The organism is Streptomyces sp. NPDC012827, assembly GCF_042900905.1.
In the GTDB taxonomy this organism is placed as follows: domain Bacteria; phylum Actinomycetota; class Actinomycetes; order Streptomycetales; family Streptomycetaceae; genus Streptomyces; species Streptomyces gulbargensis.
In genome coordinates, this window is the sequence record NZ_JBIBBY010000004.1 from 373488 (window position 1) to 398664 (window position 25177).

The 25177-nt window shown below is 74.6% G+C and carries 26 protein-coding genes; 7 read left to right on the plus strand and 19 right to left on the minus strand.

The annotated features are described in order from the left end of the window. Positions 1 to 24 precede the first annotated feature (24 nt). On the plus strand, positions 25 to 984 hold the full coding sequence (locus ACFY60_RS11160) for a threonine/serine dehydratase (RefSeq protein WP_388611026.1): 960 nt from the start codon (positions 25 to 27) through the stop codon (positions 982 to 984). 14 nt (positions 985 to 998) lie between these two features. Here ACFY60_RS11160 and ACFY60_RS11165 read toward each other — a convergent pair whose 3' ends face one another. From ACFY60_RS11165 to ACFY60_RS11200, 8 genes are all read right to left on the minus strand, one after another. Then, positions 999 to 1580 (minus strand): TetR/AcrR family transcriptional regulator, encoded by a 582-nt coding sequence (locus ACFY60_RS11165; protein ID WP_388610537.1) that lies wholly within the window; start codon positions 1578 to 1580, stop codon positions 999 to 1001. Next, positions 1568 to 2296 carry an enoyl-CoA hydratase family protein gene (locus tag ACFY60_RS11170; protein ID WP_388610535.1) on the minus strand — a complete coding sequence of 243 codons (729 nt, stop codon included), beginning with the start codon at positions 2294 to 2296 and terminating at the stop codon, positions 1568 to 1570. The genes ACFY60_RS11165 and ACFY60_RS11170 overlap by 13 nt, the downstream gene beginning before the upstream one ends. A gap of 207 nt (positions 2297 to 2503) precedes the next feature. Then, positions 2504 to 3163: an excalibur calcium-binding domain-containing protein gene (locus tag ACFY60_RS11175; protein WP_388610533.1), complete on the minus strand. Its 660-nt coding sequence runs from the start codon at positions 3161 to 3163 to the stop codon at positions 2504 to 2506. 132 nt (positions 3164 to 3295) lie between these two features. Continuing rightward, positions 3296 to 4429 carry an acyl-CoA dehydrogenase family protein gene (locus ACFY60_RS11180; protein ID WP_388610532.1) on the minus strand — a complete coding sequence of 378 codons (1134 nt, stop codon included), beginning with the start codon at positions 4427 to 4429 and terminating at the stop codon, positions 3296 to 3298. After that, positions 4426 to 6408, minus strand: a complete 1983-nt coding sequence (locus ACFY60_RS11185) for a biotin carboxylase N-terminal domain-containing protein (protein ID WP_388610531.1) — start codon at positions 6406 to 6408, stop codon at positions 4426 to 4428. The genes ACFY60_RS11180 and ACFY60_RS11185 overlap by 4 nt, the downstream gene beginning before the upstream one ends. A gap of 8 nt (positions 6409 to 6416) precedes the next feature. Continuing rightward, the gene (locus tag ACFY60_RS11190; RefSeq protein ID WP_388610529.1) at positions 6417 to 8015 is read right to left on the minus strand and encodes an acyl-CoA carboxylase subunit beta; all 1599 of its coding nucleotides are present in this window, start codon (positions 8013 to 8015) and stop codon (positions 6417 to 6419) included. Continuing rightward, positions 8012 to 9694, minus strand: a complete 1683-nt coding sequence (locus tag ACFY60_RS11195) for an acyclic terpene utilization AtuA family protein (RefSeq protein WP_388610527.1) — start codon at positions 9692 to 9694, stop codon at positions 8012 to 8014. Before ACFY60_RS11195 ends, ACFY60_RS11190 begins: the two co-directional genes overlap by 4 nt. Beyond that, complete coding sequence (locus tag ACFY60_RS11200; RefSeq protein WP_388610526.1) at positions 9691 to 10485, minus strand: TIGR03084 family metal-binding protein; 795 nt, start codon at positions 10483 to 10485, stop codon at positions 9691 to 9693. Before ACFY60_RS11200 ends, ACFY60_RS11195 begins: the two co-directional genes overlap by 4 nt. 167 nt (positions 10486 to 10652) lie before the next feature. Between ACFY60_RS11200 and ACFY60_RS11205 the strand changes: the two genes are divergently transcribed. Both ACFY60_RS11205 and ACFY60_RS11210 read left to right on the plus strand, forming a co-directional pair. Further along, positions 10653 to 10862 carry a helix-turn-helix domain-containing protein gene (locus tag ACFY60_RS11205; RefSeq protein WP_309053078.1) on the plus strand — a complete coding sequence of 70 codons (210 nt, stop codon included), beginning with the start codon at positions 10653 to 10655 and terminating at the stop codon, positions 10860 to 10862. Next, positions 10862 to 11404, plus strand: a complete 543-nt coding sequence (locus ACFY60_RS11210; RefSeq protein WP_388610524.1) for a Clp protease N-terminal domain-containing protein — start codon at positions 10862 to 10864, stop codon at positions 11402 to 11404. Before ACFY60_RS11205 ends, ACFY60_RS11210 begins: the two co-directional genes overlap by 1 nt. A gap of 10 nt (positions 11405 to 11414) precedes the next feature. Here ACFY60_RS11210 and ACFY60_RS11215 read toward each other — a convergent pair whose 3' ends face one another. The 3 genes from ACFY60_RS11215 to ACFY60_RS11225 all read right to left on the minus strand — a co-directional run bounded on the left by ACFY60_RS11215 (position 11415) and on the right by ACFY60_RS11225 (position 13169). Then, a complete protein-coding gene (locus ACFY60_RS11215) occupies positions 11415 to 11600 on the minus strand; it encodes a DUF1272 domain-containing protein (RefSeq protein ID WP_388610523.1) in 186 nt (61 codons plus the stop codon). Between the two features lie 121 nt (positions 11601 to 11721). Next, positions 11722 to 12114 carry a VOC family protein gene (locus tag ACFY60_RS11220; RefSeq protein WP_388610522.1) on the minus strand — a complete coding sequence of 131 codons (393 nt, stop codon included), beginning with the start codon at positions 12112 to 12114 and terminating at the stop codon, positions 11722 to 11724. 113 nt (positions 12115 to 12227) lie between these two features. After that, a complete protein-coding gene (locus ACFY60_RS11225) occupies positions 12228 to 13169 on the minus strand; it encodes a DMT family transporter (RefSeq protein ID WP_388611024.1) in 942 nt (313 codons plus the stop codon). 179 nt (positions 13170 to 13348) lie between these two features. On the opposite strand from ACFY60_RS11225, the gene ACFY60_RS11230 reads away from it, so the two are divergent. Next, positions 13349 to 14218, plus strand: coding sequence for a LysR family transcriptional regulator (locus ACFY60_RS11230; protein ID WP_388610520.1), 870 nt, complete (start codon positions 13349 to 13351; stop codon positions 14216 to 14218). Here the strand turns inward: ACFY60_RS11230 and ACFY60_RS11235 are convergent. The 3 genes from ACFY60_RS11235 to ACFY60_RS11245 form a co-directional block, all read right to left on the minus strand. Then, entirely contained in the window at positions 14215 to 14475 is a 261-nt protein-coding gene (locus ACFY60_RS11235; RefSeq protein WP_388610519.1) for a DUF397 domain-containing protein, read from the minus strand. The genes ACFY60_RS11230 and ACFY60_RS11235 overlap by 4 nt on opposite strands. Beyond that, on the minus strand, positions 14453 to 15283 hold the full coding sequence (locus ACFY60_RS11240; RefSeq protein ID WP_309052552.1) for a helix-turn-helix transcriptional regulator: 831 nt from the start codon (positions 15281 to 15283) through the stop codon (positions 14453 to 14455). The genes ACFY60_RS11235 and ACFY60_RS11240 overlap by 23 nt, the downstream gene beginning before the upstream one ends. Positions 15284 to 15479: 196 nt before the next feature. Then, positions 15480 to 18323 carry an FAD-binding and (Fe-S)-binding domain-containing protein gene (locus tag ACFY60_RS11245; protein ID WP_388610517.1) on the minus strand — a complete coding sequence of 948 codons (2844 nt, stop codon included), beginning with the start codon at positions 18321 to 18323 and terminating at the stop codon, positions 15480 to 15482. Between the two features lie 51 nt (positions 18324 to 18374). Between ACFY60_RS11245 and serC the strand changes: the two genes are divergently transcribed. After that, on the plus strand, positions 18375 to 19493 hold the full coding sequence (serC, locus tag ACFY60_RS11250; RefSeq protein ID WP_309052550.1) for a phosphoserine transaminase: 1119 nt from the start codon (positions 18375 to 18377) through the stop codon (positions 19491 to 19493). 107 nt (positions 19494 to 19600) lie between these two features. Here serC and ACFY60_RS11255 read toward each other — a convergent pair whose 3' ends face one another. Both ACFY60_RS11255 and ACFY60_RS11260 read right to left on the minus strand, forming a co-directional pair. After that, a complete protein-coding gene (locus ACFY60_RS11255; RefSeq protein ID WP_388610515.1) occupies positions 19601 to 19972 on the minus strand; it encodes a hypothetical protein in 372 nt (123 codons plus the stop codon). Between the two features lie 83 nt (positions 19973 to 20055). Next, entirely contained in the window at positions 20056 to 21075 is a 1020-nt protein-coding gene (locus tag ACFY60_RS11260; protein WP_388610513.1) for a YncE family protein, read from the minus strand. Between the two features lie 70 nt (positions 21076 to 21145). Between ACFY60_RS11260 and ACFY60_RS11265 the strand changes: the two genes are divergently transcribed. Beyond that, complete coding sequence (locus ACFY60_RS11265; protein ID WP_388610512.1) at positions 21146 to 21988, plus strand: alpha/beta fold hydrolase; 843 nt, start codon at positions 21146 to 21148, stop codon at positions 21986 to 21988. Positions 21989 to 22062: 74 nt separating this feature from the next. After that, entirely contained in the window at positions 22063 to 22761 is a 699-nt protein-coding gene (locus ACFY60_RS11270; RefSeq protein ID WP_388610510.1) for a GDSL-type esterase/lipase family protein, read from the plus strand. A gap of 39 nt (positions 22762 to 22800) precedes the next feature. On the opposite strand, the gene ACFY60_RS11275 is transcribed toward ACFY60_RS11270, so the two are convergent. The 3 genes from ACFY60_RS11275 to thpR form a co-directional block, all read right to left on the minus strand. Then, positions 22801 to 23187 carry a hypothetical protein gene (locus ACFY60_RS11275; protein ID WP_389457995.1) on the minus strand — a complete coding sequence of 129 codons (387 nt, stop codon included), beginning with the start codon at positions 23185 to 23187 and terminating at the stop codon, positions 22801 to 22803. A 178-nt stretch (positions 23188 to 23365) separates the two neighbouring features. Further along, complete coding sequence (locus ACFY60_RS11280) at positions 23366 to 24355, minus strand: aldo/keto reductase (RefSeq protein ID WP_388610507.1); 990 nt, start codon at positions 24353 to 24355, stop codon at positions 23366 to 23368. A gap of 141 nt (positions 24356 to 24496) precedes the next feature. Next, the gene (thpR, locus tag ACFY60_RS11285) at positions 24497 to 25120 is read right to left on the minus strand and encodes an RNA 2',3'-cyclic phosphodiesterase (RefSeq protein WP_388610504.1); all 624 of its coding nucleotides are present in this window, start codon (positions 25118 to 25120) and stop codon (positions 24497 to 24499) included. Between the last annotated feature and the right edge of the window lie 57 nt (positions 25121 to 25177).

The following is a 25177-nucleotide window of genomic DNA, read 5'->3' on the forward strand; positions in this document are numbered from 1 at the left end:
CCCGTGGGGCACAGTGGTCGCGTGCTGACCACTGTCGCGGACCTCGAAGCCGCAGCCGAACGCATCAAGGACCACGTCGTACGGACCCCGACGCTGCCCGGCGTCGGGCTGTCCGCCCTCCTGGGCGCGGACGTCACCGTGAAACTCGAACTGCTTCAGCGCACGGGCTCGTTCAAGGCGCGCGGGGCCACCGCCAAGCTCCTCTCGCTCGACGAGGCCGAACGGGCCGCGGGGGTGGTCGCGGTGAGCGGCGGCAACCACGGCATCGCGCTCGCCGTGATGGCGGGCGCGCTGGACGTCCGCGCGACCGTCGTCATGCCGCGGTCCGCCCCGGCCCGCGCGGTGGACATCGCCAAGGCGGCCGGCGCCGACGTGGTCCTCGCCGACACCATGGGCCGGGCCTTCGCCCTCATGGACGAGTACCGGGCCTCCGGGCTCACCGCCGTCCACCCCTTCGACGACCCCGCCGTCGTCGCCGCCCAGGGCACGGTCGGCCTGGAACTCGCCGAGGACGCGGGCGAGCTCACCGACGTCCTCGTCAGCATCGGCGGCGGAGGCCTGATCGCCGGTGTCGCCGCCGCCCTGCGCGCGCTCCGCCCCGGCGTCCGCGTGTGGGGTGTGGAGACCGAGGGCGCCGCCGCCATGTCGGCGGCGCTGGCCGCGGGCGGCCCGGTGCCGGTCGAGCTGTCCTCGGTCGTCTCCACGCTGAGCGCCCCCAGCGTCTCGCCCCTCACCTACGAGCACGTCCGCGCCCTGGTCACGGACGTCGTCACGGTGACCGACGCCGAGGCCGTGCGGGGCACCCTCGACCTGGCCGAGCACGCCAAGGTGTGGGCCGAACCCGCCGCCGGATGCCTGCTGCCCGCCGCCCGCCGGGTGCTCACGCGCGTCGGCGAGGACGCCCGGCTGGGCCTGGTGATCTGCGGCGGCAACGTCACGACCGCGGACGTGGCCGACTGGGCCGAGCGCTTCGGGGTGCGCTGACCGGGAGACAGAACCTAGCCGTCCAGGGCCTCGCCGACCAGGCGGGCCCACTGGGACACCACCCGTTCGCGGCGGGGGGTGTCGTCGGTGAGGAGGGTGGCGAGGCCCAGGCCGCGGGCCATGTCGAGGAGGCCCTGGACGGTCTCCCGGACGCCGGGCCGGGACTCGTCGGCGCCGAGCAGTTCGACGGCGATGCGGTGGGACTCGCGGCCGACGCGGGCCTCCAGCTCGGCGACCCGGTCGCGGAGCTGGTCCTCGTGGGCGGCGGCCACCCACAGCTGGAGCGCGGCCCGGAAGAGGGGGCCGGTGTAGAGGGCGACGATGCCGGCGACGGCCTCCTCGCGGTCGCGGGCCGGCAGGGCGCGCAAGGCCTGGGAGCGTTCCTCGGCGACGTACTCGACGGCCGCGGTGAAGAGGTCCTCGCGGGTCGGGAAGTGGTGCTGGGCGGCGCCCCGGGAGACGCCGGCCCGTTCGGCGACGACGGCCACCGTGGAGCCCGCCCAGCCGTGCTCGGCCAGGCAGGACACGGCGGCCTCCAGGAGCCGCTGCCGGGTGGCGCGGCTCCGGTCCTGCTTGGGTGCGGTCACAGCCGCCATGCGGGGTCCCGTCGTTCGAGGAAGGCCGTCATCCCTTCGCGTGCTTCGGCGGAGGCGAACAGCGTCGCCGACCTCTGCACGAGGTCCTCCGCATCGCGTTCGAAGGTCTCCAGGACTCTAGCGGTGACCAGCCGCTTCGCCTCGCGCAGACCCTGCGGGGAGGCCGCGCGCAGGGCGTCGAGGATGCCGTCGAGAGCCTCCTCGCCGGCCGTGACGAGCCCCATGGTGACGGCTTCGGGGACACCGAAGCGTTCGCCGGTGAGGTAGTGGCGGGCGGCGGCGCGCGGCTCCAGGCGCGGCAGCAGGGTGAGGGAGACGACGGCGGGCGCGACCCCGAGCCGCACCTCGGTGAGGGCGAAGTCGGCCCCCTCGCCCGCCAGCACGATGTCGCAGGCGCCGAGGATGCCGACCCCGCCCGCGCGGGTGTGGGAGCCGGCGGTGACGTGGGCGACGACGGGTTTCGGCAGTTCGACGATCCGCCGGAGCAGGTCGACGAAGGCGTACGGGCTCGGCGGCGCCTTCAGGTCGGCGCCCGCGCTGAAGGTGGTGCCGGTGTGGGTGAGGACGACGGCCCGGACGGCCGGGTCCTTCGCGCAGGCCGCCAGGGCGTCGGCGAGTTCACCGACGAGGGGGGCGGAGAGGGCGTTGCGGGTGGCCGGGGAGTCGAGGGCGAGGGTGGCGATGCCCCGCTCCTCGGTGCTGCTGATCAAGGTCACGTGCGGTTCCTCAACTCTCGACGGAGGTGCGTTCCGGGCGCCGCCCCGCGGGAGGGCGGGCGGGGCGGGGGCTGAGCGCCGGGATCGCGGATACCGGTACGGCGTGGGCAGACCTTTTCCGTACCCCGGGAAACAAGCAGGCACGCCCGCATGGTTCCGGGGGCGGCCGGGAGGCCCGGGGGCCCTGGGCCCCCGGGGTCCGGTGCGTCAGCGCTCGCAGGCCACGCCGTCGCCGTCGCGGTCGAGGTGACGGGCGTAGCCGGGGTCGCCCACGCGGATCGGGGCGGCTCCGGCGGCGCGGACGGCCGAGCAGTTGGCGTAGTACACGCTCGACTCGTCGGCCGTCTCGGTCGGTTCGGCGGTCTCGGCCTGCCGGGTGGTCTGGCGCGGGGCCGGGGCGCGGGTGGTCGTGGGCACGGCCACGGCGGTCCGCGTCGGTGCGGGCGCCTCGGTCGTCGGGACGGCGGTGGGCTCGGGCGCCTCGGTCGTCGCCTCCGTCGTCGGTTCGGGCGCCGGCTCCGTCGACGGCGCGGCCGACGAGGACGCGGCCGCCGGAGTGGGGGTCGGGGTGGGGCTGGGGCTCGGGGGCTCCGTGGTGGCGGGTGCCGTGGCCGTCGAGACGGGCTTCGGGTCCTCCGTCTTCCGCTGCTCGGGGTCGTCCATGAGCAGGGCGAGGAGGAACCACAGGGCCGAGAGGACCGTGGCCACGATCTTGGTCCGGGTGCTCCAGCGGCTCAGCCACGCCAGGGCGATACCGGCCGGCGGGAAGATCACCAGCAGGACGACGACCAGAGCGGGGTGCTGCCACCAGCGGCGGGGCGGAGCCCAGGGCGGAGGAGGGGGGTACGGCGTGTTGTGCTGGTACACGTGGGTGCTCCCGGAGGGATCGGGCCGCTAGGGCGAAGTGGCGGGAGCGTACACAGGTCCTCCACAAGCGGGGGCCGGTTTACCGAAATCGGCGGGCGGGACGGCGGTCCAGGCCGCCTGCGCCGTCGCCGTTCAGTACGACTTGGGCAGGCCCAGGGAGTGGACGGAGACGTAGTTCAGGATCATCTCCCGGCTGACCGGCGCGATCCGTGCCACCCGGGCCGCCGTGATCAGCCGGGCGAGGCCGAACTCCTTGGTCAGGCCGTTTCCGCCGAGCGTGTGGACGGCCGTGTCGACCGCCTTCACGCACGCCTCCGCCGCCGCGTACTTCGCCATGTTGGCGGCCTCGCCCGCGCCCGTGTCGTCGCCCGCGTCGTACAGGCGCGCCGCCTTCCGCATCATCAGGCGGGCCAGTTCGAGTTCGATGTGGGCCTGGGCGAGCGGGTGGGCGATGGCCTGGTGGGAGCCGATGGGCGCCTTCCACACCTGCCGTTCCTTCGCGTACGCCACGGCCCGGCCGAGGGCGTACCGGCCCATGCCGATCGCGAACGCGGCCGTCATGATCCGCTCCGGGTTGAGCCCGGCGAACAGCTGGAGCAGGCCCGCGTCCTCGTCGCCGACGAGCGCGTCGGCCGGCAGGCGCACGTCGTCCAGGGTGAGTTCGAACTGCTTCTCGTGGGCGTCGAGCTCCATCTCGATGTGCCGGCGGCCGAAGCCGGGCGTGTCCCTGGGGACGATGAACAGGCAGGCCTTGAGGCTGCCGGTGCGGGCGTCGGCGGTGCGGCCGACGATCAGCGTCGCGTCCGCGATGTCCACGCCCGAGACGAAGACCTTCCGGCCGTTCAGGACCCAGCCGTCCTCGGTGCGGGTGGCGGTGGTGGTGATGCGGTGCGCGTTGGATCCGGCGTCGGGCTCGGTGATGCCGAAGGCCATGGTGCGGGTGCCGTCGGCCAGGCCCGGCAGCCACGCGCGTTTCTGCGCGTCCGTGCCGAAGCGGGCGATGACCGTGCCGCAGATGGCGGGCGAGACGACCATCATGAGCAGCGGGGCCCCGGCGGCGCCCGCCTCCTCCAGGACGATGGACAGTTCGCCGATGCCGCCGCCCCCGCCCCCGTACTCCTCGGGCAGGTTCACCCCGAGGTAGCCGAGCTTCCCGGCCTCCGCCCACAGGGTGGCCCGGTCGAAGCCGGGGCCGTGGCGGTGGCCGAGGGCGGAGACGGCGGCGCGGAGCGCGGTGTGCTCGGCGGGCTCGATGTCGGTGCTCATGCTGACGGGTCCTCCTGTGCTTCGGTCGGTACGGGGGACGGCGCGCCCGGCGACGCGGCGGCCGGGGTCCCGGCCGGTGCGGCGGGCTGTACGACGGCGAGCAGGGCACCGACCTCGACCTGGCGGCCGGGGGCGGCGTGGAGCGCGGTGAGCGTGCCGGAGGCGGGAGCGGTGACGCGGTGCTCCATCTTCATGGCCTCCAGCCACAGCAGCGGCTGGCCGGCGGTCACCGGGCCGCCGACGGCGAGGCCGTCCGCGACCCGGACGACGGTGCCGGGCATGGGGGCGAGCAGCGAACCGGCCGTGGTCCGCTCACGCGGGTCCTCGAAGCGGGGGCGGGCGGTGAGGCGGTGCGGCCCGGCGTGGACGGTGCCGCCGCCCCCGTTCCCGTCCTCGTACGCCGTGACGTCGAAGTGCCGGACGACGCCGGCGATCTCCAGGCTCACCCGGCCGGGTTCCGCCGCCACGACCCGGACGCCCTCGGGGGCGGAAACCTCGTAGCCGCCGTCGCGGGTCGGCCGGTAGCGGACCTCGTGGCCGCCGAGGACGCGCACCTCGTCCTGGGAGCGGACGTTGCGCCAGGCGCCGCCGAAGCGGCCCCGGCGGGCGGCGGCCCCGGCGAGGGCGGCGGCGACGGCCGCGTACTCCTCGCCGGGCTGGGTGGTGGTCAGGGTGTCCAGGTTCCGGTCGTAGAAGCCGGTGTCGAGCCGGGCGGGATCGGTGAACTCGGGGTGCCGCAGCGAGGCGACGAGCAGGTCCCGGTTGGTGACGGGCCCGTGGATCCGGGCCCGCTCCAGGGTGTGGGCCAGCTTGCGCAGCGCCTCCTCCCGGGTGGGGGCGTGGACGATCACCTTGGCGAGCAGGGGGTCGTAGTGGACGGTGACGGCGTCACCCGAGACGTATCCGGTGTCGACCCGGACCGAGGGCGCGCCGGTCCCGGCGTCCCGCGCGCCCGGCATCTCGAAGCGGTGCAGGACGCCGGTCTGCGGGGCCCAGTCCCGTGCCGGGTCCTCGGCGTAGAGCCGGGCCTCGACCGCGTGGCCGCGCGGCGCGGCGGGCGGCGCGGCGGGCAGCGCCCGGCCCTCGGCGACGGCGATCTGGAGGGCGACCAGGTCGACGCCGTGCACCGCCTCCGTGACCGGGTGCTCGACCTGGAGGCGGGTGTTCATCTCCAGGAAGTGCGCCCGGCCGCCGGCGACGAGGAACTCGACCGTGCCCGCCCCGAAGTAGCCGACGGCCTTCGCCGCCCGCACGGCCGTGTCGCGCATGTGCGCCTCCAGGGCGGCCGACAGGCCGGGCGCCGGGGCCTCCTCGATCACCTTCTGGTGCCGGCGCTGGAGGGAGCAGTCGCGGGTGCCGAACGTGAGCACGGTGCCGTGGGTGTCGGCCAGCAGCTGCACCTCGACGTGGCGGCCGTTCTCCACGTACGGCTCGACGAAGACCTCGCCGTCGCCGAAGGCACTCGCCGCCTCCGCCGAGGCCGCCGCCAACTCGGCTTCCAGCGCCGCCAGTTCGCGCACGATCCGCATGCCGCGCCCGCCGCCGCCCGCCGCGGCCTTCACCAGGACGGGCAGGTCGGCCTCGGTGACGTCCTTCAGGGGCGCGATGCCGAGGAGTTCCTTGGCGCGGGTCTTGGACGCCATGGCCTCGATGGCCTCGGGGGGCGGGCCGATCCATGCGAGTCCGGCGCCGAGCACGGCCCGCGCGAAGCCGGCGTTCTCCGACAGGAAGCCGTAGCCGGGGTGGACGGCGTCGGCGCCCGCCGCGAGCGCCGCCCGCACGATCAGGTCGCCGCGCAGGTACGTCTCCCCGGGCGTGGCCCCCGGCAGCCGTACCGCCGCGTCGGCCTGGCGGACGTGCAGCGCGCCCGCGTCCGGGTCGGAGTGGACGGCGACGGTGGCGATGCCCAGCGCGCGGCAGGTACGGAACACCCGGCACGCGATCTCGCCCCGGTTGGCGACGAGGACGGTCTTGATCACCAGAGGCCTCACATTCGGAAGACGCCGAAGCCGCCGCGCGCGCCCTCGACCGGTGCCGTGTGGATCGCGGAGAGGCACAGTCCGAGGACCGTGCGGGTGTCGCGGGGGTCGATGACCCCGTCGTCGTAGAGCCGGCCGGAGAGGAACAGGGGCAGGGACTCGGCCTCGATCTGGGCCTCGACGAGCGCCCGCAGCGCGGCGTCACCCTCCTCGTCGTACGGCTGCCCCTTCGCCTCGGCCGAGGCGCGCGCGACGATCGACAGGACGCCCGCGAGCTGCTGCGGGCCCATGACGGCGGACTTGGCGCTGGGCCAGGCGAAGAGGAACCGGGGGTCGTAGGCCCGGCCGCACATCCCGTAGTGGCCGGCCCCGTAGGAGGCGCCCATGAGGACGGAGAGGTGCGGGACCTTCGAGTTCGACACGGCGTTGATCATCATGGCGCCGTGCTTGATGATGCCGCCCTGCTCGTACTCCTTGCCGACCATGTAGCCGGTGGTGTTGTGGAGGAAGACGAGCGGGATGTCGCGCTGGTTGGCGAGCTGGATGAACTGCGCCGCCTTCTGCGACTCGGCCGAGAACAGCACCCCTTGGGCGTTGGCGAGGACCCCTACGGGATAGCCGTGCAGCCGTGCCCAGCCCGTCACCAGGCTGGTCCCGTACAGCGGCTTGAACTCGTCGAAGTCGGAGCCGTCGACGATCCGGGCGATGACCTCGCGCGGGTCGAAGGGCGTCCTCAGGTCGCCGGGCACGATCCCGAGGAGTTCCTCGGGGTCGTACTTCGGGGGCTGCGCGGGCCCGGGGTCGGGGTGGGCCTTGCGGTGGTGGAGGCGGGCGACGATCCGGCGGGCCTGGCGCAGCGCGTCGGCCTCGTCCAGGGCGTAGTGGTCGGCGAGGCCGGAGGTGCGGGCGTGCATCTCGGCGCCGCCCAGGGACTCGTCGTCGCTCTCCTCGCCGGTCGCCATCTTCACGAGCGGCGGGCCGCCGAGGAAGACCTTCGACCGCTCCTTGATCATCACGGTGTGGTCGGACATGCCGGGGACGTACGCGCCGCCGGCCGTCGAGTTGCCGAAGACGACCGCGACGGTCGGGATGCCGGCGGCGGACAGCCGGGTCAGGTCGCGGAAGAGGGCCCCGCCGGGGATGAAGATCTCCTTCTGGGACGGCAGGTCGGCGCCGCCGGACTCCACGAGCGAGAGGACGGGGAGCCGGTTGGCGTAGGCGATCTCGTTGGCGCGCAGCGCCTTCTTCAGCGTCCACGGGTTGGAGGCGCCGCCGCGCACGGTCGGGTCGTTGGCGGTGATCAGGCACTCGACGCCCTCGACGACCCCGATACCGGTGATCAGGGAGGCCCCTACGGTGTGGTCACTGCCCCAGCCGGCGAGCGGGGACAGTTCCAGGAAGGGGCTGTCGGGGTCGACCAGGAGCTCGACGCGCTCGCGGGCGAGGAGCTTGCCGCGCCGGCGGTGCCGGGCGGTGTACTTCTCGCCGCCGCCCGCGAGGGCCTTGGCGTGTTCGGCCTCCAGGGCGGCCAGCTTCTCCAGCATGGCGGCCCGGTGCGCCGCGTGGTCGGGTCCGCCGGTGTCGAGGGCGGAGGCGAGGACGGTCACAGGAGGACCTCCGGTACGTCGGTGTGGCGGGAGCGGAGCCATTCGCCGAGGGCCTTGGCCTGCGGGTCGAAACGGGCCTGGGAGGCGACGCCCTCGCCGAGGATTCCGGCGACGGTGAAGTTGAGGGCCCGCAGGTTCGGCAGGACGTGGCGGGTGACGGCCAGGCCGGCGGTCTCCGGGAGGAGGGTGCGGAAGAGGTCGGTGGTGAGGGTGTGGGCGAGCCAGCGCCACTCCTCGTCGGTGCGGACCCACACGCCGACGTTGGCGTCCCCGCCCTTGTCGCCGCTGCGGGCCCCGGCGATCCGCCCGAGCGGGACGCGCCGCACGGGCCCGGGCGGCAGGGGCGGGGGGAGCTCCGGGGCGGGGACGGGGGGCGCGGGGGCGGCCGGGGGCCGGGGCGGGGGGATTTCCAGGCGGGTGCCGTCCGGCAGCACGGCCGTGTGCGGGACGGAGGCGGCGGGTACGTGCACCGCCTCGCAGACCCCGTAGGGGGAACCCTTCCCGGGTGGGGCGGTGACGTGGAAGCCGGGGTAGCTGGCGAGGGCCAGTTCGATCGCGGCCCCTGTCAGGGCGCGCCCCGCCTTCTCGGGGTCGGGGTCCCTGACGACGAGCCGGAGCAGGGCGCTGGCCGTCTCCTCGGTGGGGGCGTCGGGCCGGTCGGTGCGGGCGAGTTCCCAGCGCACGCCGGCGGGCGGGGAGGGCGCGAGGGCGTCCTCGACCTGGGCCCGCACCAGGGCCGCCTTGGCCTCGATGTCGAGGCCGGTGAGGACGAACACGACCTCGTTGCGGTAGCCGCCGAGCCGGGTGCGGGCGACCTTGAGGGTGGGCGGCGGGGCCTCGCCGCGCACCCCGTCGATCCGTACCCGGTCGGGCCCGTCCGGCGTGAGCCGTACGGTGTCGAGCCGGGCGGTCACGTCGGGCCCCTCGTAGCGGGCGCCGGAGGTCTCGTACAGGAGCTGGGCGGTGACGGTGCCGAGGTCGACCAGGCCGCCGGTGCCGGGGTGCTTGGTGATGACGGAGGAGCCGTCGGCGTGCAGTTCGGCGAGGGGGAAGCCGGGGCGGCGGAAGGTGCGCGGGTCGTGCCCGGCGAAGAAGGCGTAGTTGCCGCCGGTGGCCTGGGCGCCGCACTCCAGGACGTGCCCGGCGACGACCGCCCCCGCCAGCCGGTCGTACTCCTGCGGCCCCCAGCCGAAGTGCCACTGGGCCGGCCCGGTGACGAGGGCGGCGTCGGTGACCCGGCCGGTGACGACGACGTCGGCGCCGGCGGTGAGGCAGGCGGCGATCCCGGCTCCGCCCAGGTAGGCGTTGGCGGTCAGGACGCCCGGTCCGGGCGGCAGCCGGTCGCCCTCGACGTGGGCGATCCGGGTGGGCAGGCCGAGCTTCGCGGCGAGGGCGCGCAGGGCGCCGGCGAGTCCGGCGGGGTTGAGGCCGCCCGCGTTGGTGACGACGCGGACACCGCGCTCGTGGGCGAGGCCGAGCCCCTCCTCCATCTGCCGCAGGAAGGTCTTCGCGTAGCCGGTGGAGGGGTCCTTGAGCTGGTCGCGGCCGAGGATGAGGAGGGTGAGTTCGGCGAGGTAATCACCGGTGAGGACGTCGAGTTCGCCGCCGGTCAGCATCTCGCGGACGGCGTCGAAGCGGTCGCCGTAGAAGCCGGAGGCGTTGCCGATCCGCAGGGTCACGCCGCGGCTCCCTTCGGGGCGCGCCCCTGTCCCGCCGGTCCGGCGAAGGCCTGGGCGATGCCGAGCCAGTGTTCGGCGTCGGGGCCGTGCGCGACGAGCGCGGTGTCGGCCCGGTGGACGCGCTGGGTGACGAGGAGGCAGAAGTCGAGCGCCGGTCCGGTGACGCGCTGGGCGGCGTCCTCGGGGCCGTACGTCCACAGGGTGCCGTCGGGCGCGGTGAGTTCGAGGCGGAACGGTTCGGCGGGGGCCTGCTCGCCCCGGACGAGGTAGGCATGGTCGCGGGCCCGGTGGCCGATCCACGCCACGTGCCGGAGCCGGGCGGTCGGCGTGCGGACGACCCCGAGGGCGTCCGCCACGTCCTGCCCGTGCGCCCAGGTCTCCATCAGACGGGCGGTGGCCATGGCGGGGGCGCTCATGGGCGGCCCGTACCAGGGGAACCGCGCGCCGGGCGGCACGGACCGCAGGGCGTCCTGGAGGCGTTCCCGGCCGGTGCGCCAGCGGGCGAGCAGGTCGGCGGGGGGCAGGCGTGCCCCCTCCTCCGCGCCCTCGTCCACGAAGCGGTCGGGTGTGGCGAGGGCCTTCTCGGTCTCCGCGGCGAAGGCCTCGGCGTCGGTGGCGGCGAGGAGCGCGGCCCGGTCGGTCCAGGCGAGGTGGGCGATCTGGTGGGCGATCGTCCAGCCGGGCGCGGGGGTGGGGGCCGACCACCCCTGCGCGCTCAACTTGCCGACGAGGGCGTCGAGTTCTTCGCTCTCCTCGCGCAGATCGGCGAGGACGGCGGCGGGGTCGGACACGGTGCGCTCCCCTCGGGAGACTCGCGGGCTCGGGACACGACGGCGTGCCCTGGAGCATGGCAGCCAACCCGAAAACAAGCAAGCATGCTTGCTTGAATTGATCTCCCACAGCACCTCGGTCGTCAACTTCGGTTGACAAGCGGGAGGCGTCAACCTAAGTTGACAGCATGAGCGATGCAACCGATCTCGCCGCCCGCGCGGGCGACCGCGATCCCCGGGTCGGCCTGCGCGCCGTCTCCGCGCTGCGGCGCCTCCTCGAACAGCTGGAGGCCGTCCAGGTCCGCAGCGCACGCGCCCAGGGCTGGTCGTGGCAGGAGATCGCCGCCGAACTCGGCGTCAGCCGCCAGGCCGTCCACAAGAAGCACGGGAGGCATTGATGTTCGAACGTTTCTCGCCGGGAGCGCGGGCCGTCGTCACGGGAGCCGTGACCCGCGCCGAACGCCTCGGCGCCCCCACCGTCACCGAGGAGCACCTGCTCCTCGCCCTTCTCGACCAGGAGGACACCCGGGCCGCCACCGCCCTGCGCGCCCTGGGCCTGACCGGCCCGCGCCGCGCTTCCCTGGAGGCCGCCCTGACCGAGGCGCGCCGGCGGGGCGGCCTGTCGAAGGCCGACACCGACGCGCTCGCCGGTCTCGGCATCGACGTCACGGAGATCGTCGCCCGCGTCGAGGAGACCCACGGCACCGGCGCCCTCACCCACGACCGCCCGCCCACGTCCCGCCGCTCCGGGCGCCGCCCCTTCACCCGCGAGGCCAAGAAGGTGCTCGAAGGCTCCCTGCGGGTCTGCCTCGGCCGCCGCGAGAAGACCATCGGCGACGAACACCTGCTGCTCGCCCTCACCGCCCGACCCGGCGTCGTCTCCGAGGCCCTCGCGGACCACGGCGTCACCTACACGGCGGTGGAAGGGGCGCTGGTGTAGAGGTCCCCGGTCACGCCGGGGCCACGCGGCGCGGGCGGGCGACCAGTTCGCCGCCGCAGTTGGGGCAGACACCGCTCATGGCCTCGGCGCACGGCACGCAGAAGGTGCACTCGTACGAGCAGATGGCGGCGGACCCGTCCGGGCCGAGGCCCGCCGTCCCGCAGCGTTCGCACCGGTCTCGCATCTCCAGGGCCATGCCCGGCTCCCCTCCTCGGCGGGACGGCGGCGGTTGCCGCGCGTCGGTGGTACGGCTCCATCGTCCGCGCCGGGGGCGGGGCGCCGAAACAGCCCGGCGGCCAAGGTCCGACAGGATCGGGTCAGCGCCCGGACGGACGGTGCCGGACCAGGCAGAACGGGTGGCCGGCGAGATCCGCGTACACCCGCCACACCCGGTCGCCGCCGCCGTCGTCCAGCAGCCGCGCCCCGAGCGCGAGGACCCGCTCCTGCGCCGCGTCGAGGTCCGGGACCTGGAGATCGAGGTGGAACTGCTGCGGGCGCTCGGGGTCCGGCCAGGTCGGCGGCCGGTGGTCGGCGGCCCGCTGGAAGCACAGCACCTGTCCGCTCGGCACGTGCAGCGTGGTCCAGCTGTCGTCGGGCTCCCAGCGCTCGTCGGGCCTGTCCACCTCCCCGCCGAGCACCGCGCGGTAGAACTCCGCGAGTTCCCTCGGGTCGGGACAGTCGAGGACGACGCACTGCAGTTCGGCGATCATGCGCGGCAGTTTAAGAGCCGGCGAGCGGACGGCCGGGGACCGACGGGCGGGCGGGTCGCCGGTGCGGCCGGCCCGCACGGGCCGGCCGGTCACCGCTCCGGTCCGGGCGCCGCTCAGGCGCCCCGGCGGTCCGCCGCCTTCCGGCGGGAGCGGGCCGGCCCCACCTGCGTGCGGACCGCGCCCATGCTCGCCGCGATGACGAGGGCGATGGCCAGGGCGTCGGTGACGGCCAGGGCCTGGCTGAGGACGAGGAAGCCGGCGGTGGCCGCGATGGCCGGTTCCAGGCTCATCAGGATGGCGAAGGTGGGCGCGGGCAGCCGCCGCAGGGCCAGCATCTCCAGCGTGTACGGCAGGACGGAGGACATCAGCGCGACGGCGAGGCCGAGACCGATCGTGGACGGTACGAGGAGCTTGTCGCCCGCCTCCGCGATGCCGAACGGCACGGTGAGCACCGCACCGAACGCCATCGCCAGCGCGAGTCCGTCGGCCTGCGGGAAACGGCGGCCGGTCCGGGCGCTGAAGACGATGTACGCGGCCCACATCGCGCCCGCCGCGAGGGCGAAGCCCGTACCCGCCGGGTCGAGCCGGTCGAAGCCGCCGCCGCTGAGGAGGACGACACCGGCGAGGGCGAGCCCGGCCCACAGGAGGTTGAGCAGCCGCCGCGAGGCGATGACGGAGAGGGCGAGCGGGCCGAGCACCTCCAGGGTGACGGCGGCGCCCAGCGGGATCCGGTCGACGGACTGGTAGAAGAGGATGTTCATGCCCGCCATGGCGGTGCCGAAGGCGACGACGGTGCCCCAGTCGGCGCGGCCGTAGCCGCGCACCTTCGGCCGGCACACGATCAGCAGCACGGCGGCGGCCAGGACGAGCCGCAGCGTCACGACACCGAGCGCACCGGCCCGGGGCATCAGCAGCACGGCGACCGCCGACCCGAACTGGACGGAGAGGCCGCCGGCGACGACGAGCGCGACGGGCCCGAACCGGTGGCCCGCGCTCCCGCCCGCCGGGTCCGGGACGGCCGCCACCTCCGGGGTGGTGACCGGCGCGGCCGGGATGACGTCCTTGACCGGGCTGTCCACGGGGGCGACTCCTCACACGTTCAGTTCAGCAGGCTGGACTCCCAGTACATCACACTGGACCACGCTCGTACTGTCGTCGGCATTCCGCTTTCACGCTACGAGCCCTCCGCGCGGCACGGGAAATGCCGATTGCGCTGGGGTTATGCTCCGGACGCATGAGCATCGAGCTGCGTCATCTGCGCTGTTTTCTCGCCATCGCGGAGGAGTCGAGCCTGACGCGGGCGGCGGCACGACTCCACCTCACCCAGCCGGCCGTCTCCCGCACGCTCGCCGCGCTCGAACAGCACCTCGGCGCACGGCTGGTGGACCGCTCCACCCACCACCTGGCCCTCACGGCCGAAGGGCACGCCTTCCGCGACCGGGCGGCCGCCGCCCTCGCCGCCTTCGAAGCGGCCGTCGACCCGGCCCGTCTCCGCCACCGGCCCCTGCGCCTCGGACACGCCTGGTCGGCGTTCGGCCGGTACACCACGCCCCTGCTCCGCCGCTGGCAGCGCGAGCACCCGGAAACCCCGCTGGAGCTGCTCCGCGTGGACGACCGCACGGCCGGTCTCGCCCGGGGCGAGGTCGACGCCGCCCTCCTGCGCGGCACGGTCGAGGCCCCCGGCCTCGTCACCACCGAACTGACCACCGAACCCCGCGTGGCCGCGCTCCCCGCCGACGGGCCCCTCGCCGCCCGGCCCTCCCTGGCCCTCGCGGATCTCGCCGGCGAGACGGTGGTCCTCAACACCGTCTCCGGAACCACCACACCGGCCCTCTGGCCGCCCGCGGCCCGCCCGACGAGCACCCTCACCGTCGCCAACACCGACGACTGGCTCACCGCCATCGCCGCCGGCCGGGGCGTCGGCGTCACCTCCGCCTCCACGGCCGCGCTCCACCCGTACCCGGGCGTCACCTACCGCCCGCTCACCGACGCCCCACCGCTCCCGGTCCTCCTGGCCTGGCGCGACGCCTTCCCGCATCCGGCGACGGCCGCGCTGGTCGCCATGGCCCGCGACATCATCCGCGCCGAACCGTCAGAGCTTTAGCCGAGCCGCCCCTGCGCGGCGGCGACGACGAACGCCGCGAAGGCGGCGGGCGTGGCACGGAAGTGGGGCCCGGCGGGGTCCTTGGAGTCCCGCACGGCGACGTGGGCGGAAAGATCGGCGACCTCGACGCACTCGCCGCCGTTGGACCCGCTGTACGAGGACTTCCGCCAGGCGACGGACCCGAGGGGGGCGCACTCGACGCAGTCGCCACCATTGGGGCCGCTGTACGAGGACTTACGCCACTGCACCGGGTCCATACCGTTCCTCCATGACGCGCGCGATCAGCGTGGCGGAATCCTCTGGCGAGAGCGCCATCGCCTGAAGGCGAGCGTAACCGACGGAACGTTCCCTGATCACCTGGGAATTCGCGGTCATGTGACCCGAGTCGTAGGTCTCGCAGTAGAAGAGGTCGGGGTCGTCCTCGAAACGCAGGAGGTTGAAGGAGCCGAGTAGGCCAGGGTGTTCTCCCACCGTGTTCGGCAGCACCTGGATGTGCACCCACGGGTTGTCGGCAAAGCTCAGCAGGTGCGCCAACTGTTCGCGCATCACCTCCGGTCCGCCGATCTCCCGGTGCAGGACGGCCTCGTCCAGGACGACCCAGAGGACGGGCGGGTGGTCGCGGTCGAGTATCCGCTGCCGCTCCATGCGGGCCGCCACCCTCTCGTCCAGTGTGTCGGTGCCCTCGACGCTCAGCACGGCACGGGCGTACGCCTCCGTCTGCAGCAGGCCGTAGACGAGCTGGCACTGGTACGTGGAGATGTACGCGGCCTTCGCTTCCATCTCCGCGTACGGCTGGAACCAGTTCGGAAGCTGGCTCCGCAGCACGAGGCCGATCAGGCGCGAGAACACGCCCCCCGTCATCAGGGCGGCGTCGATGCGCTCGGAGAAGTCCCGGGTGGGGACCTTCTTCGCGGTCTCGATCTGGCCGATGAGGGAGCCCGTGCAGTACACGATCTCGCCCAACTGGGCTTGTCGGAGGCCTGCGGCTTCGCGGAGGCGGCGGAGTTCGGATCCGTAGTAGCTCAGCGGTGAGGCGCTCGGATCCAGATCGCGGACGTTGACCACGAGGAATTCACCCCCATTGTCGGCTGTGGCGGAGCGTAACGGGCCCGGCGGGGCGCGGGGCCCGAAAGAGCGAACCTCCCTTCGATCGGGGGAACGTGGGTCACGAGGCGCACGCGGCAGCGGGCGGCGCACAACGGCGTGCCCTGCTTCGCGGGCTTGCGGTGCGGCCGCCCCCGGAACCCCGCGCCCCAGCCCCCTACCCGTCCTCCAGCCCCTCCCGGAGGCCCTCCGCCAGGAGTTCCGCGAGGTGGCGGCCCCGGTGGTCGGTCAGGTCGCCGATCTGGGTGCGGCAGGAGAAGCCGTCCGCGAGGACGGCCGCGTCCTCGGGGGCCGCCCTGAGGGCAGGGAGCAGCTGGTCCTCGGCGCAGGCGACGGAGACCTCGTAGTGGCCGGGGGTGACGCCGAAGTCGCCCGCCAGGCCGCAGCAGCCGCCCGCGAGGTCGCCGGTGAGCCCGGCGCGGGCACGCAGCCGCCGGTCCGCGGCGTCGCCGAGGACGGCGTGCTGGTGGCAGTGGGTCTGCCCGGTGACGGGGCGGTCGAGGCGCGGCGGTTCCCAGTCGGGCGCGAGGGTCTCCAGGGCCTCCGCGAAGGTGCGTACGGACGCGGCCAGACGCCCGGCCCGGGGGTCGTCCGGCAGCAGGGCCGGCAGGTCGGTGCGGAGGGTGGCCGCGCAGGAGGGTTCGAGGACCACGACCGGTCCCCGGATGTTCTCGGTGACGTCGAGGGCGCGGCGCATGACCCTCCGCGCGGCGCGCAGCTGGCCGGTGGACACGTACGTGAGCCCGCAGCAGACCCGGCCCGGCGGCAGCGTGCTGCCGAGCCCCGCCGCCTCCAGGACCCGGACGGCGGCGCGCCCGACCTGGGGGGCCAGGTGCTCGGTGAAGGTGTCGGGCCAGAGGGTCAGCGCGGGCGGGCGGGTCGAGCCGCGCTCCCCGTACCAGGAGGTGAAGGAACGCTCCGCCACCCTCGGCAGGGACCGTTCGGGCGTGATCCCGGCGAGGCGGGTCGCGAACGGCAGACGCAGGGCCGCGTTCAGGCCGCGTCCGAAGACGCCGAGCCAGTGCGGCAGCCGGCCCACCGTCCAGTGGGCGCGCGGCCTGCGCAGGGCGGACAGGCCCGCGTAGTGCCGGTCGAGGAACTCCGCCTTGTACGCGGCCATGTCGACGCCGACCGGGCAGTCGCTGCGGCAGCCCTTGCAGGACAGGCAGAGGTCGAGCGCCTCACGGACCTCCTCGGAGCGCCAGCCGTCGGTGATCACCTCGCCGAGCGCCATCTCGTGCAGCAGGCGCGCCCGGCCCCGGGTGGAGTGCTTCTCCTCCCCGGTGACGCGGTACGAGGGGCACATCACGCCCGTGCCCGGCGCCGGTGCCGGGACCGGAGCTCCGGCCGCCGGGGCGGGGGCCGCTCCGCCGGTGCGGCATTTCGCGACGCCGACGCAGCGGGCCGCCTCCCGCCCCGGTCCGGCGAGCGGCAGGCCGGTGAAGCGCAGGCCCGAGTCCAGGGGTTCGGGGCGGACGAGCATGCCGGGGTTGAGGCCGCCGTCCGGGTCCCACAGGTCCTTCACGGCGCCGAAGAGGCCGACGAGTTCCGGTCCGTACATCTTCGGGAGCAGTTCCGCCCGGGCCTTCCCGTCGCCGTGTTCGCCGGAGAGCGAGCCGCCGTGGGCGACGACGAGGTCGGCGACGGCCTCGGAGAAGCGGCGGAACTCGCGTACGCCCTTCGCCGTCCACAGGTCGAAGTCGATGCGGACGTGGACGCAGCCCTCGCCGAAGTGCCCGTAGGGGACGCCCCGGAGGCCGTGTTCGGCCAGCAGGGCACGGAACTCCCGCAGATAGGCGCCGAGGCGGGCGGGCGGCACCGCGCAGTCCTCCCAGCCCGGCCACGCCTCTGCCCGGCCCGCTCCCCCGGCTCGGGCGTCGCCGTCCGGACCCGGGCCGGCTCCGCCTCCGGGGCCCCGGGTGGCGGTCCCGGCCGCGTCCTCGCGGACGCGCCACAGCGCACGCTGCGCGGCCGGGTCGCGGACCACGGCCGTGTCGACCGCGTCCGCCGCCCGGACCAGTGCGCGGGCCGCCGCCTCCCCGTCGGTCTCGCAGAACAGCCACGCCCCGCCCTTCGGCAGGCCCCGCCCGCCGCCCGGCACCAGGTCGGCGGCCATGCCCTCGACCGTCAGGGGCCCGTACGGGAGGAGCCCGGCCGCCGCGTCGGCCGCCGCGCTCTCGTCCGCGTACCCGAGGACGACGAGCACGGGCTCGGCGGGCAGCGGAACGAGCCGTACGGTCGCCTCCGTCACCACCCCGAGCGTGCCCTCGCTGCCGATGAAGGAGCGGGCCACGTCGTGGCCGCGTTCGGGCAGCAGGGCGTCGAGGGCGTACCCGGAGATGCGGCGGGGCAGCCCGTCCGGGTAGCCGGTGCGCAGCAGGGCCAGGTGCCGGCCGGCGAGGTCGAGCAGGCCGGGCGGGGCTCCCGCCCCGTCCCGCCCGAGCGTCAGCTCCGCGCCCCGGTAGGTCATCACTTCGAGGGAGCGCACGTTGTCGGCGGTGGTCCCGTGGGCGACGGAGTGCGCCCCGCAGGCGTTGTTGCCGATCATGCCGCCGAGGGTGCAGCGGCTGTGCGTGGACGGGTCGGGCCCGAAGGTCAGCCCGTGGGGGCGGGCTGCCTCCCGCAGCCGGTCGAGGACGAGGCCGGGCTGGACGACGGCGGTGCGCGCGTCCGGGTCGAGGGAGAGGAGCCGTCCCATGTGTCGTGTGAGGTCGAGCACCACGCCGGTGCCGGTGGCCTGGCCGCCGATGGAGGTGCCGCCGCCGCGCGCGACGACGGGCACGCCGTGCTCCCGGCAGACGGCGAGGGCGGCGGCGACGTCGGCGGCGTCGCGCGGGGCGACCGTACCGGCGGGCACGCGGCGGTAGTTGGAGGCGTCCATGGTCGTCAGGGCCCGCGCGCCGGCGGAGAAGTCGACGTCTCCGGCGACGGCGGAGCGCAGGGCGGCGGCGAGTGCGTCGTGTCTTCCCACAGGACCAGGATGTCCCAGACTTCGTCTCATCCGGCGGACATCCGGCCGCCCCACCCCTTCCGACCCGATACCCTCCGGCTCGTGGCTGAGATCCAGATTCCCGCTGACATCAAGCCCGCCGACGGCCGTTTCGGCGCGGGCCCCTCCAAGGTGCGTACGGAGGCGCTGGACGCCCTGGCCGCCACCGGCACCTCCCTCCTCGGCACGTCCCACCGCCAGGCTCCCGTGAAGAACCTGGTCGGCGAAGTGCGTGCCGGCATCCGTGACCTCTTCTCGCTGCCCGAGGGCTACGAAGTGATCCTGGGCAACGGCGGTTCGACCGCCTTCTGGGACATCGCGACCCACGGTCTGATCGAGAACAAGTCGCAGCACCTCACCTTCGGCGAGTTCTCCTCGAAGTTCGCGAAGGCCGCGAAGCTGGCCCCGTGGCTGGCCGAGCCGACCGTGATCTCCTCCGACCCGGGCACGCACCCCGAGCCGGTGGCCGAGGCGGGCGTCGACGTGTACGCCTTCACGCACAACGAGACCTCCACCGGTGTCGCCGCCCCGCTGAAGCGGGTCGCGGGCGCCGACGAGGGCGCGCTCGTCCTGGTCGACGCGACCTCGGGCGCGGGCGGCCTGCCGGTCGACATCGCCGAGACGGACGTCTACTACTTCGCCCCGCAGAAGTCGTTCGCGGCGGACGGCGGCCTGTGGCTGGCGGCGTTCTCGCCGGCGGCCCTGGAGCGGGCGCAGCGGATCCACGCGTCCGGCCGGCACGTCCCGGAGTTCTTCTCGCTGCCGACGGCGATCGACAACTCGCTGAAGAACCAGACGTACAACACGCCGGCGCTGGCGACCCTCTTCCTGCTGAACGAGCAGCTGAAGTGGATCAACGGCCAGGGCGGTCTCGACTGGGCCGTGGCCCGGACGAAGGAGTCCTCGCAGGCGCTGTACGGCTGGGCGGAGGAGTCGAAGTACGCGGCTCCGTTCGTGACGGACCCGGCGAAGCGCTCTCAGGTCATCGGCACGATCGACTTCGCGGACGAGATCGACGCGGCGGCGGTCGCGAAGGTGCTGCGCGCGAACGGGATCGTCGACACCGAGCCGTACCGCAAGCTGGGCCGCAACCAGCTGCGGATCGCGATGTTCCCGGCGGTCGACCCGGCGGACGTGCGGGCGCTGACGGCCTGCGTCGACCACGTGATCGAGAAGCTGTAGGCGGGTCCCCGCGGCGGCGCGGGTTTCCTTTCCGGCGGGGCCCGGTGCGGGACGCGTGAGGCGTCCGGCACCGGGCCCCGTCGCGTGACGCCGTACGGCTCCGGGGTTCAGCCGGCGGCCGACTGCGCCTTCACGTGGTCGATCACCGCGGTGAACTCGGCGGTCGGGGAGAACTCCACGACATCGGTGTCCTGGAGCGCCTCGGGGGCGTGTCCGGGTCCCCAGTAGTAGGCCTGCCCGGCCTCGTAGAACTCCTCGCCCGAGGCGGTCCGCATCCTGATCTTCCCCTTGAGGACGTAGCCCCAGTGGGGGCACTGGCAGAGGTCGTCCTCCAGGCCCTTGAGCGCCGGTCCCATGTCGGTGCCCTCGGGCAGGTGGATGAAGGCGACGGACAGGCCGCCCCCGGCCTCGCGCGTGCGGAAGTCGACGCCACCGCCTTCGATGGCGACGGGTGTGTCCTCGCGCCTGAATGCCGTCATGATTCCTCCACACCTCGTGGGGACCGTTCCCCGCCCGGCTTCGGGACTCCGGCGGTCTCCTTCCAGTCTCGCCCCGGGGGCGGTCACTCGCCGCCCCGGCCGCCGCCGCGCCGCAGGAGGCGCTTGGCGCCGAGGACGAGCGCGGTGGCACCGGCGAGGACCAGGAAGCCGAAGGTGGCGTTCCCCTGCTCACCGCCGGGACCACCGGCGGCCGGCGGGGTCGGGGAGGCGGCGCCCGGCCGGTCGGGGGTGCCGCGCTGCTCCTGCGAGGGGTGGTCGGCGCGGGTGCGGTCCACCCGGATCACCCGGCTGTCGCGGCCCTCGGAGCCGAACATGAACGCCGAGCCGTCGAGCGTGTACGTCACCGACTCGGCCTGCCCCTGGAAGGGGGCGCCGACGGAGGCGCCGTCGCCCTCGGGGCGGCCGTTGCGCCACGGGTACTCGCGGGCGCTGAAGTAGCCGCGCAGGACGAGGTGTTCGCCGTCGGGCGAGAAGGCGCCGTCGGTGACCCAGGGGACCTCGGCGACGCGGCGGAAGACGTTGGGGCCGGAGGTGGAGAGCCGTTCGGGGCCGGCGTAGAGGCCGCCGCCGTCCTCGTTCTTGCTGGCGATGTAGACGCGGCCGGTGTCGGGGTGGACCATCAGGGCCTCGGCGTTGCGGGGTCCGTCGGCGTACCGGATGGTGTACTGGCGGGCGGCGACCGTGCGGTCGCCGAGGGTCTTCGGCTCGGGGAAGCGGTAGATCCAGACGTGGTCCCAGGAGCCGTCGAGGTTGTCGCCGATGTCCCCGACGTAGATGTCCCCGTCGGGGCCCACGGCGATGGCCTCCATGTCGCGGGGGGTGCCGACCCCGGACAGGGTCAGGGTCGCGACGGTCTTTCCCGTACGGGAGTCGATGCCGTAAATCAGGGGCGCGTCCTGGTCGTTGTGCGTCCAGTAGACACCGGGGTGCGCGCGGCTGGCGGCGAGGCCGCTGGACTCGGTGATCCGGGTGTCCCCGATCGTGAAGTCCCGGTCGGGCTCCTGCCCTTGGGCAAGGGCGGGCCCGGCGGGGAGCAGGGCCAGGGCCGCGGCCACGCCGAGGGCACGGAGAGCAGATCGCATGCCCTCAAGCCTGCCACGGTGCGGGCAATCCCGGTTGACCAGGCAGAAGACGGCTGTCATGGTCGCGCCCATGTCCTTCTTCCCCGCGCCCGACGGCACCGTACTCGCCTTCCACACCTCCGGCACCGGAGCCCCGCTGGTCTGTCTGCCGGGCGGTCCGCTCCAGGATTCCGCCTACCTCGGCGACCTCGGCGGACTCGACGCCCGCCGCCGCCTGGTCCGGCTCGATCCGCGCGGCACCGGCGACTCGGCGGTGCCGGACGATCCGGCCTCGTACCGTTGCGACCGGCTCGTGGAGGACGTGGAGGCGCTGCGCGTCCGTCTCGGGCTCGACACGGTCGACCTCCTCGGGCACTCGGCGGGCGCGAACCTGGCCGCGCTGTACACGGCGCGGTACCCGGAGCGGGTCGGCCGGCTGGTCCTCGTCACCCCGGGCACGGCGGCCGTCGGGATCGACACCCCCGGGGAGGCGCGGCTGGCGGCGGCACGGCTGCGGAGCGCGGAGCCGTGGTTCGGCCCGGCGTACGCGGCCCTGGAGGAGCTGACGGCGGGGCGCGGCTCGGCCGGCACGTTCGAGGCGGTCGCGCCCTTCTTCCACGGGACCTGGGACGTGTCCGCCCGGGAGCGGCACGCCGCGTCGGCGCGGCGGCGGAACGCGGAGGGCGCGGCGGTGCACGGGAGCGAGGGCGCTTTCGAACCGGCGGTGACGCGGGCGGCGTTGGCGGCCTTCGCGCGGCCGGTCCTCGTGGTCGCCGGGGAGGGTGACGTGAACACCCCGGTGCCGACGGCCACCGCGTACGCGGAGCTCTTTCCGCGGGCCGAACTGGCGGTCCTGCCCGGGGCGGGCCACTACCCGTGGCACGACGACGCGGAGTGGTTCGCGCGCCGGGTGGCGTCCTTCCTGGACGCCTGAGGCACCGGCGAGCCGGGGGTGCCCGTGGCCCGGATCACGTCGAGCGGGCCGAGGGCGTCCGCGATGATATGACCATGCGTTTTCTGTTCGTCGGCGACAGCATGACCATCGGACGCGCCGGCGACTGGACCTGGCGCTACCGGATGTGGCAGCACCTGGAGGCCACGCTGCCCGGCGCGTACGAGATCGTCGGTCCGCGCACCGCGCTGTACGACCCGGCGGCCGACGCGCCCGTCTCCGAGGCGTACGCCGACCCCGACTTCCCCGCCCCGGCCCGCCGGCACCTGGCCGGCTGGGGGGAGGGCTGGCTGCACATGGCCCCGGTGATCGGGGACACGGTCGCGGCGACCGGGGCACAGGTGCTGCTGGTCTCCCTGGGCCTGATCGACCTGGGCTTCTACACCAACAGCGACCAGACGGAGGAGAACGTCCGGGCGTTCGTGACGGCGGCCCGCGCCGCCGACCCGCGCGTGCGGGCGGTCTTCCTGCCGGTCATCCCCAACGTCCGCGCCACCTACGACGCCCCGTTCGCCGCCGAGTGCGCCCGCTTCAACGACCTGCTCGCCCGGGCGCTCGCGGACCTGGACTCGCCCGGCTCGCCCCTGCTCCTGGCGGCGGTGCCGGAGTCGTACGACCTGGACGCCGACACCTACGACGGCACCCATCCGGGCCCGACGGGGGAACACAAACTGGCCGCCGCCTTCGCCGGCGCGATGCACCGCGCCTGGTCGCTCGGCGGCCCCTACCGCCCACTCGCCCCGGCGCACGCGTAGGCGGACACTCGCCGCGGCGGTGCCGACGACGCGCGGGCTTCAGTACCCGCGGCCCCACCAGAACAGCGCCACCACCACCGCCGACGCGCAACCGGCCCCCGCCAGGAACCCGGCGGCCTTCGGGTACTGCCGCGGGTCCGAGAACGCCGCGAGGAGCAGGAGAGGGACCGACGGGAGGAAGACGAGCATCCCGACCCAGGAGCCGAACACCGACCACGGCAGCAGCACCGCCGAGACGGCCCCGGCGACCCACCGGAAGGCATGGGGCCGGGAGTGGAGGAACAGCGGTACGGCGGTCAGCACAGCGGTCGCGAACACGAAGGGGAGCACGAAGAACGGGTCCCCCGAGGCGAGGACCGGCACGAGCGGGACGGCCACGGCGCACGCGGCCAGGCCGATCTGCCACGGATGAACGATTTCCCGCACGGTGACCCGCATGACCGCCCCCACGACTCGACGTCTTGAACGCGTTCAACTTACCCCGGCCGGGGGCGGACCCGAACGCCGGCCTCGCCGCGAACCCGTGGCCGGTGAGCCCCGGCCCCCGGCGCGGGCGGGCACCGGCCACCGGCCCCGCGCCCGCCCGCCCGGACGGGACACTCGCCTACCAGGCGAAGGCCTCCGGGGCCGGGCCCGGGCCCGGGAAGATCTCGTCCAGGCCCGCCAGGACCTCGTCGGGGAGCTCCAGTTCGAGGGCGCGCAGGGCGCCCGTCAGCTGCTCGGGCGTGCGGGGGCCGATGATCGGGCCCGTGACGCCCGGACGGCTCAGGAGCCACGCGAGCGCCGTCTCGCCCGGCGCCAGACCGTGCTTGTCGAGCAGGTCCTCGTACGCCTGGACGCGGGCCCGCACGGCCGGGTCCGTGAGCGCGTCGGCGGTCCGGCCGCCCGCCCGGCGACCGCCCTGCGCCTCCTTGCCGAGGACGCCGCCGAGCAGCCCGCCGGCCAGCGGCGACCAGGGGATGACGCCGAGGCCGTACTCCCGCGCCGCCGGAATGACCTCCATCTCGGCGCGCCGCTCGTACAGGTTGTAGTGGCACTGCTCGCTGACCAGGCCGACCATGCCGCGCCGGGCGGCGGCCTCGTTGGCCTGGGCGATCTTGAAGCCGGGGAAGTTGGAGGAACCGGCGTAGAGGATCTTGCCCTGCTGGATCAGGACGTCGATCGCCTGCCAGATCTCGTCGAAGGGGGTCGCGCGGTCGACGTGGTGGAACTGGTAGACGTCGATGTACTCGGTGCCGAGGCGCTTCAGGCTCGCGTCGACGGCCCGGCGGATGTTGACCGCCGAGAGCTTGTCGTGGTTGGGCCAGGCGGCGCCGTCGGCGCCCATGTTGCCGTACATCTTGGTGGCGAGGACGGTCCTGTCCCGGCGCCCGCCGCCCTGGGCGAACCAGGAGCCGATGATCTCCTCCGTGCGCCCCTTGCCCGCCGTCTGGCCGTAGACGTTCGCGGTGTCCATGAAGTTGAGGCCGGCGTCGAGCGCCGCGTCCATGATCGCGTGGCTGGTGGGTTCGTCCGTCTGAGGTCCGAAGTTCATCGTGCCGAGGACGAGGCGGCTGACCTTGAGTCCGGTGCGTCCGAGCTGCGTGTACTCCATGAGGGGCAAGCCAACTGCCTGGAGTGCGCTCGAAGCAAGGGGTTACTGACCGACCACCGAGGTCACCGCGATGATCGCGAACATCAGCACCAGCACACCGGCCATGATCCGGTTTCGAGTCTTCGGGTCCACCCGACGAGGTTAACCCGCCGCGTTCCCCGGCCCGCTCCCGGCCCGGCCCCCCGCCCCGTCCTCCCCTCCGCGCCCGAGGGGCCAGCCTTCGACCGTCTCGTACCGGGGCCCCTCCCCCGGCACCCCGCTCACCGGCAGGTTCGACCGGACGAGCGCCAGCTCCGCCACCTGCCAGCGGCGGCCTTCGAAACGGGCCAGCTCGTCCAGGAAGGGCCTCAGGTCCACGTCCCCGGCGCGCTGCCGGGCCACCGTCAGGTGCGCCTGGTACCGGCGGTGCTCGTCCATCGCCACCCCGGCCCGGCGGGCGGCCGCGTCGGCCCGCTCGGCCAGCAGCCGCAGCTCGTCCAGGCCACCGGCCGCGCCGGTCCACAGCGCGCGCCGCCCGAAGTGGCCACCGCCGTGGAGGCGCAGTGGGAAGGCCGGGGTCCGGTGCGCCGCGCGGGCGAGACGGTCGCACAGGTCGGGGAGGAGGCCGTCGTCGACCTCACCCATGAAGGCGAGGGTGAGGTGCCAGCCCGGCCGCGAGGTCCAGCGCAGCCCGTCGGCCCCGGGGAGCCGGCGCAGCCGGTCGACGGTCTCCGCGAGTTCGGCCAGCTGCGGGGCGGGCGGGAGCACGGCGGCGAAAAGCCTCATGGGCCGAGTGTGGCACCGCCGGCCCGGCACGGGGCGGACGGCGGCGGTACGGGGACG

Excerpts from the sequence above, each read along its gene's own strand:
- ACFY60_RS11280 (WP_388610507.1), bottom strand. The coding sequence starts at position 24,355 with ATGGAGTACACGCAGCTCGGACGCACCGGACTCAAGGTCAGCCGCCTC.
- ACFY60_RS11260 (WP_388610513.1), bottom strand. The coding sequence starts at position 21,075 with ATGCGATCTGCTCTCCGTGCCCTCGGCGTGGCCGCGGCCCTGGCCCTG.
- ACFY60_RS11205 (WP_309053078.1), top strand. The coding sequence starts at position 10,653 with ATGAGCGATGCAACCGATCTCGCCGCCCGCGCGGGCGACCGCGATCCC.
- ACFY60_RS11180 (WP_388610532.1), bottom strand. The coding sequence starts at position 4,429 with ATGAGCACCGACATCGAGCCCGCCGAGCACACCGCGCTCCGCGCCGCC.
- ACFY60_RS11215 (WP_388610523.1), bottom strand. The coding sequence starts at position 11,600 with ATGGCCCTGGAGATGCGAGACCGGTGCGAACGCTGCGGGACGGCGGGC.
- thpR (WP_388610504.1), bottom strand. The coding sequence starts at position 25,120 with ATGAGGCTTTTCGCCGCCGTGCTCCCGCCCGCCCCGCAGCTGGCCGAA.
- ACFY60_RS11210 (WP_388610524.1), top strand. The coding sequence starts at position 10,862 with ATGTTCGAACGTTTCTCGCCGGGAGCGCGGGCCGTCGTCACGGGAGCC.
- ACFY60_RS11165 (WP_388610537.1), bottom strand. The coding sequence starts at position 1,580 with ATGGCGGCTGTGACCGCACCCAAGCAGGACCGGAGCCGCGCCACCCGG.
- ACFY60_RS11255 (WP_388610515.1), bottom strand. The coding sequence starts at position 19,972 with ATGACGGCATTCAGGCGCGAGGACACACCCGTCGCCATCGAAGGCGGT.
- ACFY60_RS11230 (WP_388610520.1), top strand. The coding sequence starts at position 13,349 with ATGAGCATCGAGCTGCGTCATCTGCGCTGTTTTCTCGCCATCGCGGAG.
- ACFY60_RS11270 (WP_388610510.1), top strand. The coding sequence starts at position 22,063 with ATGCGTTTTCTGTTCGTCGGCGACAGCATGACCATCGGACGCGCCGGC.
- ACFY60_RS11265 (WP_388610512.1), top strand. The coding sequence starts at position 21,146 with ATGTCCTTCTTCCCCGCGCCCGACGGCACCGTACTCGCCTTCCACACC.
- ACFY60_RS11235 (WP_388610519.1), bottom strand. The coding sequence starts at position 14,475 with ATGGACCCGGTGCAGTGGCGTAAGTCCTCGTACAGCGGCCCCAATGGT.
- ACFY60_RS11245 (WP_388610517.1), bottom strand. The coding sequence starts at position 18,323 with ATGAGACGAAGTCTGGGACATCCTGGTCCTGTGGGAAGACACGACGCA.
- ACFY60_RS11220 (WP_388610522.1), bottom strand. The coding sequence starts at position 12,114 with ATGATCGCCGAACTGCAGTGCGTCGTCCTCGACTGTCCCGACCCGAGG.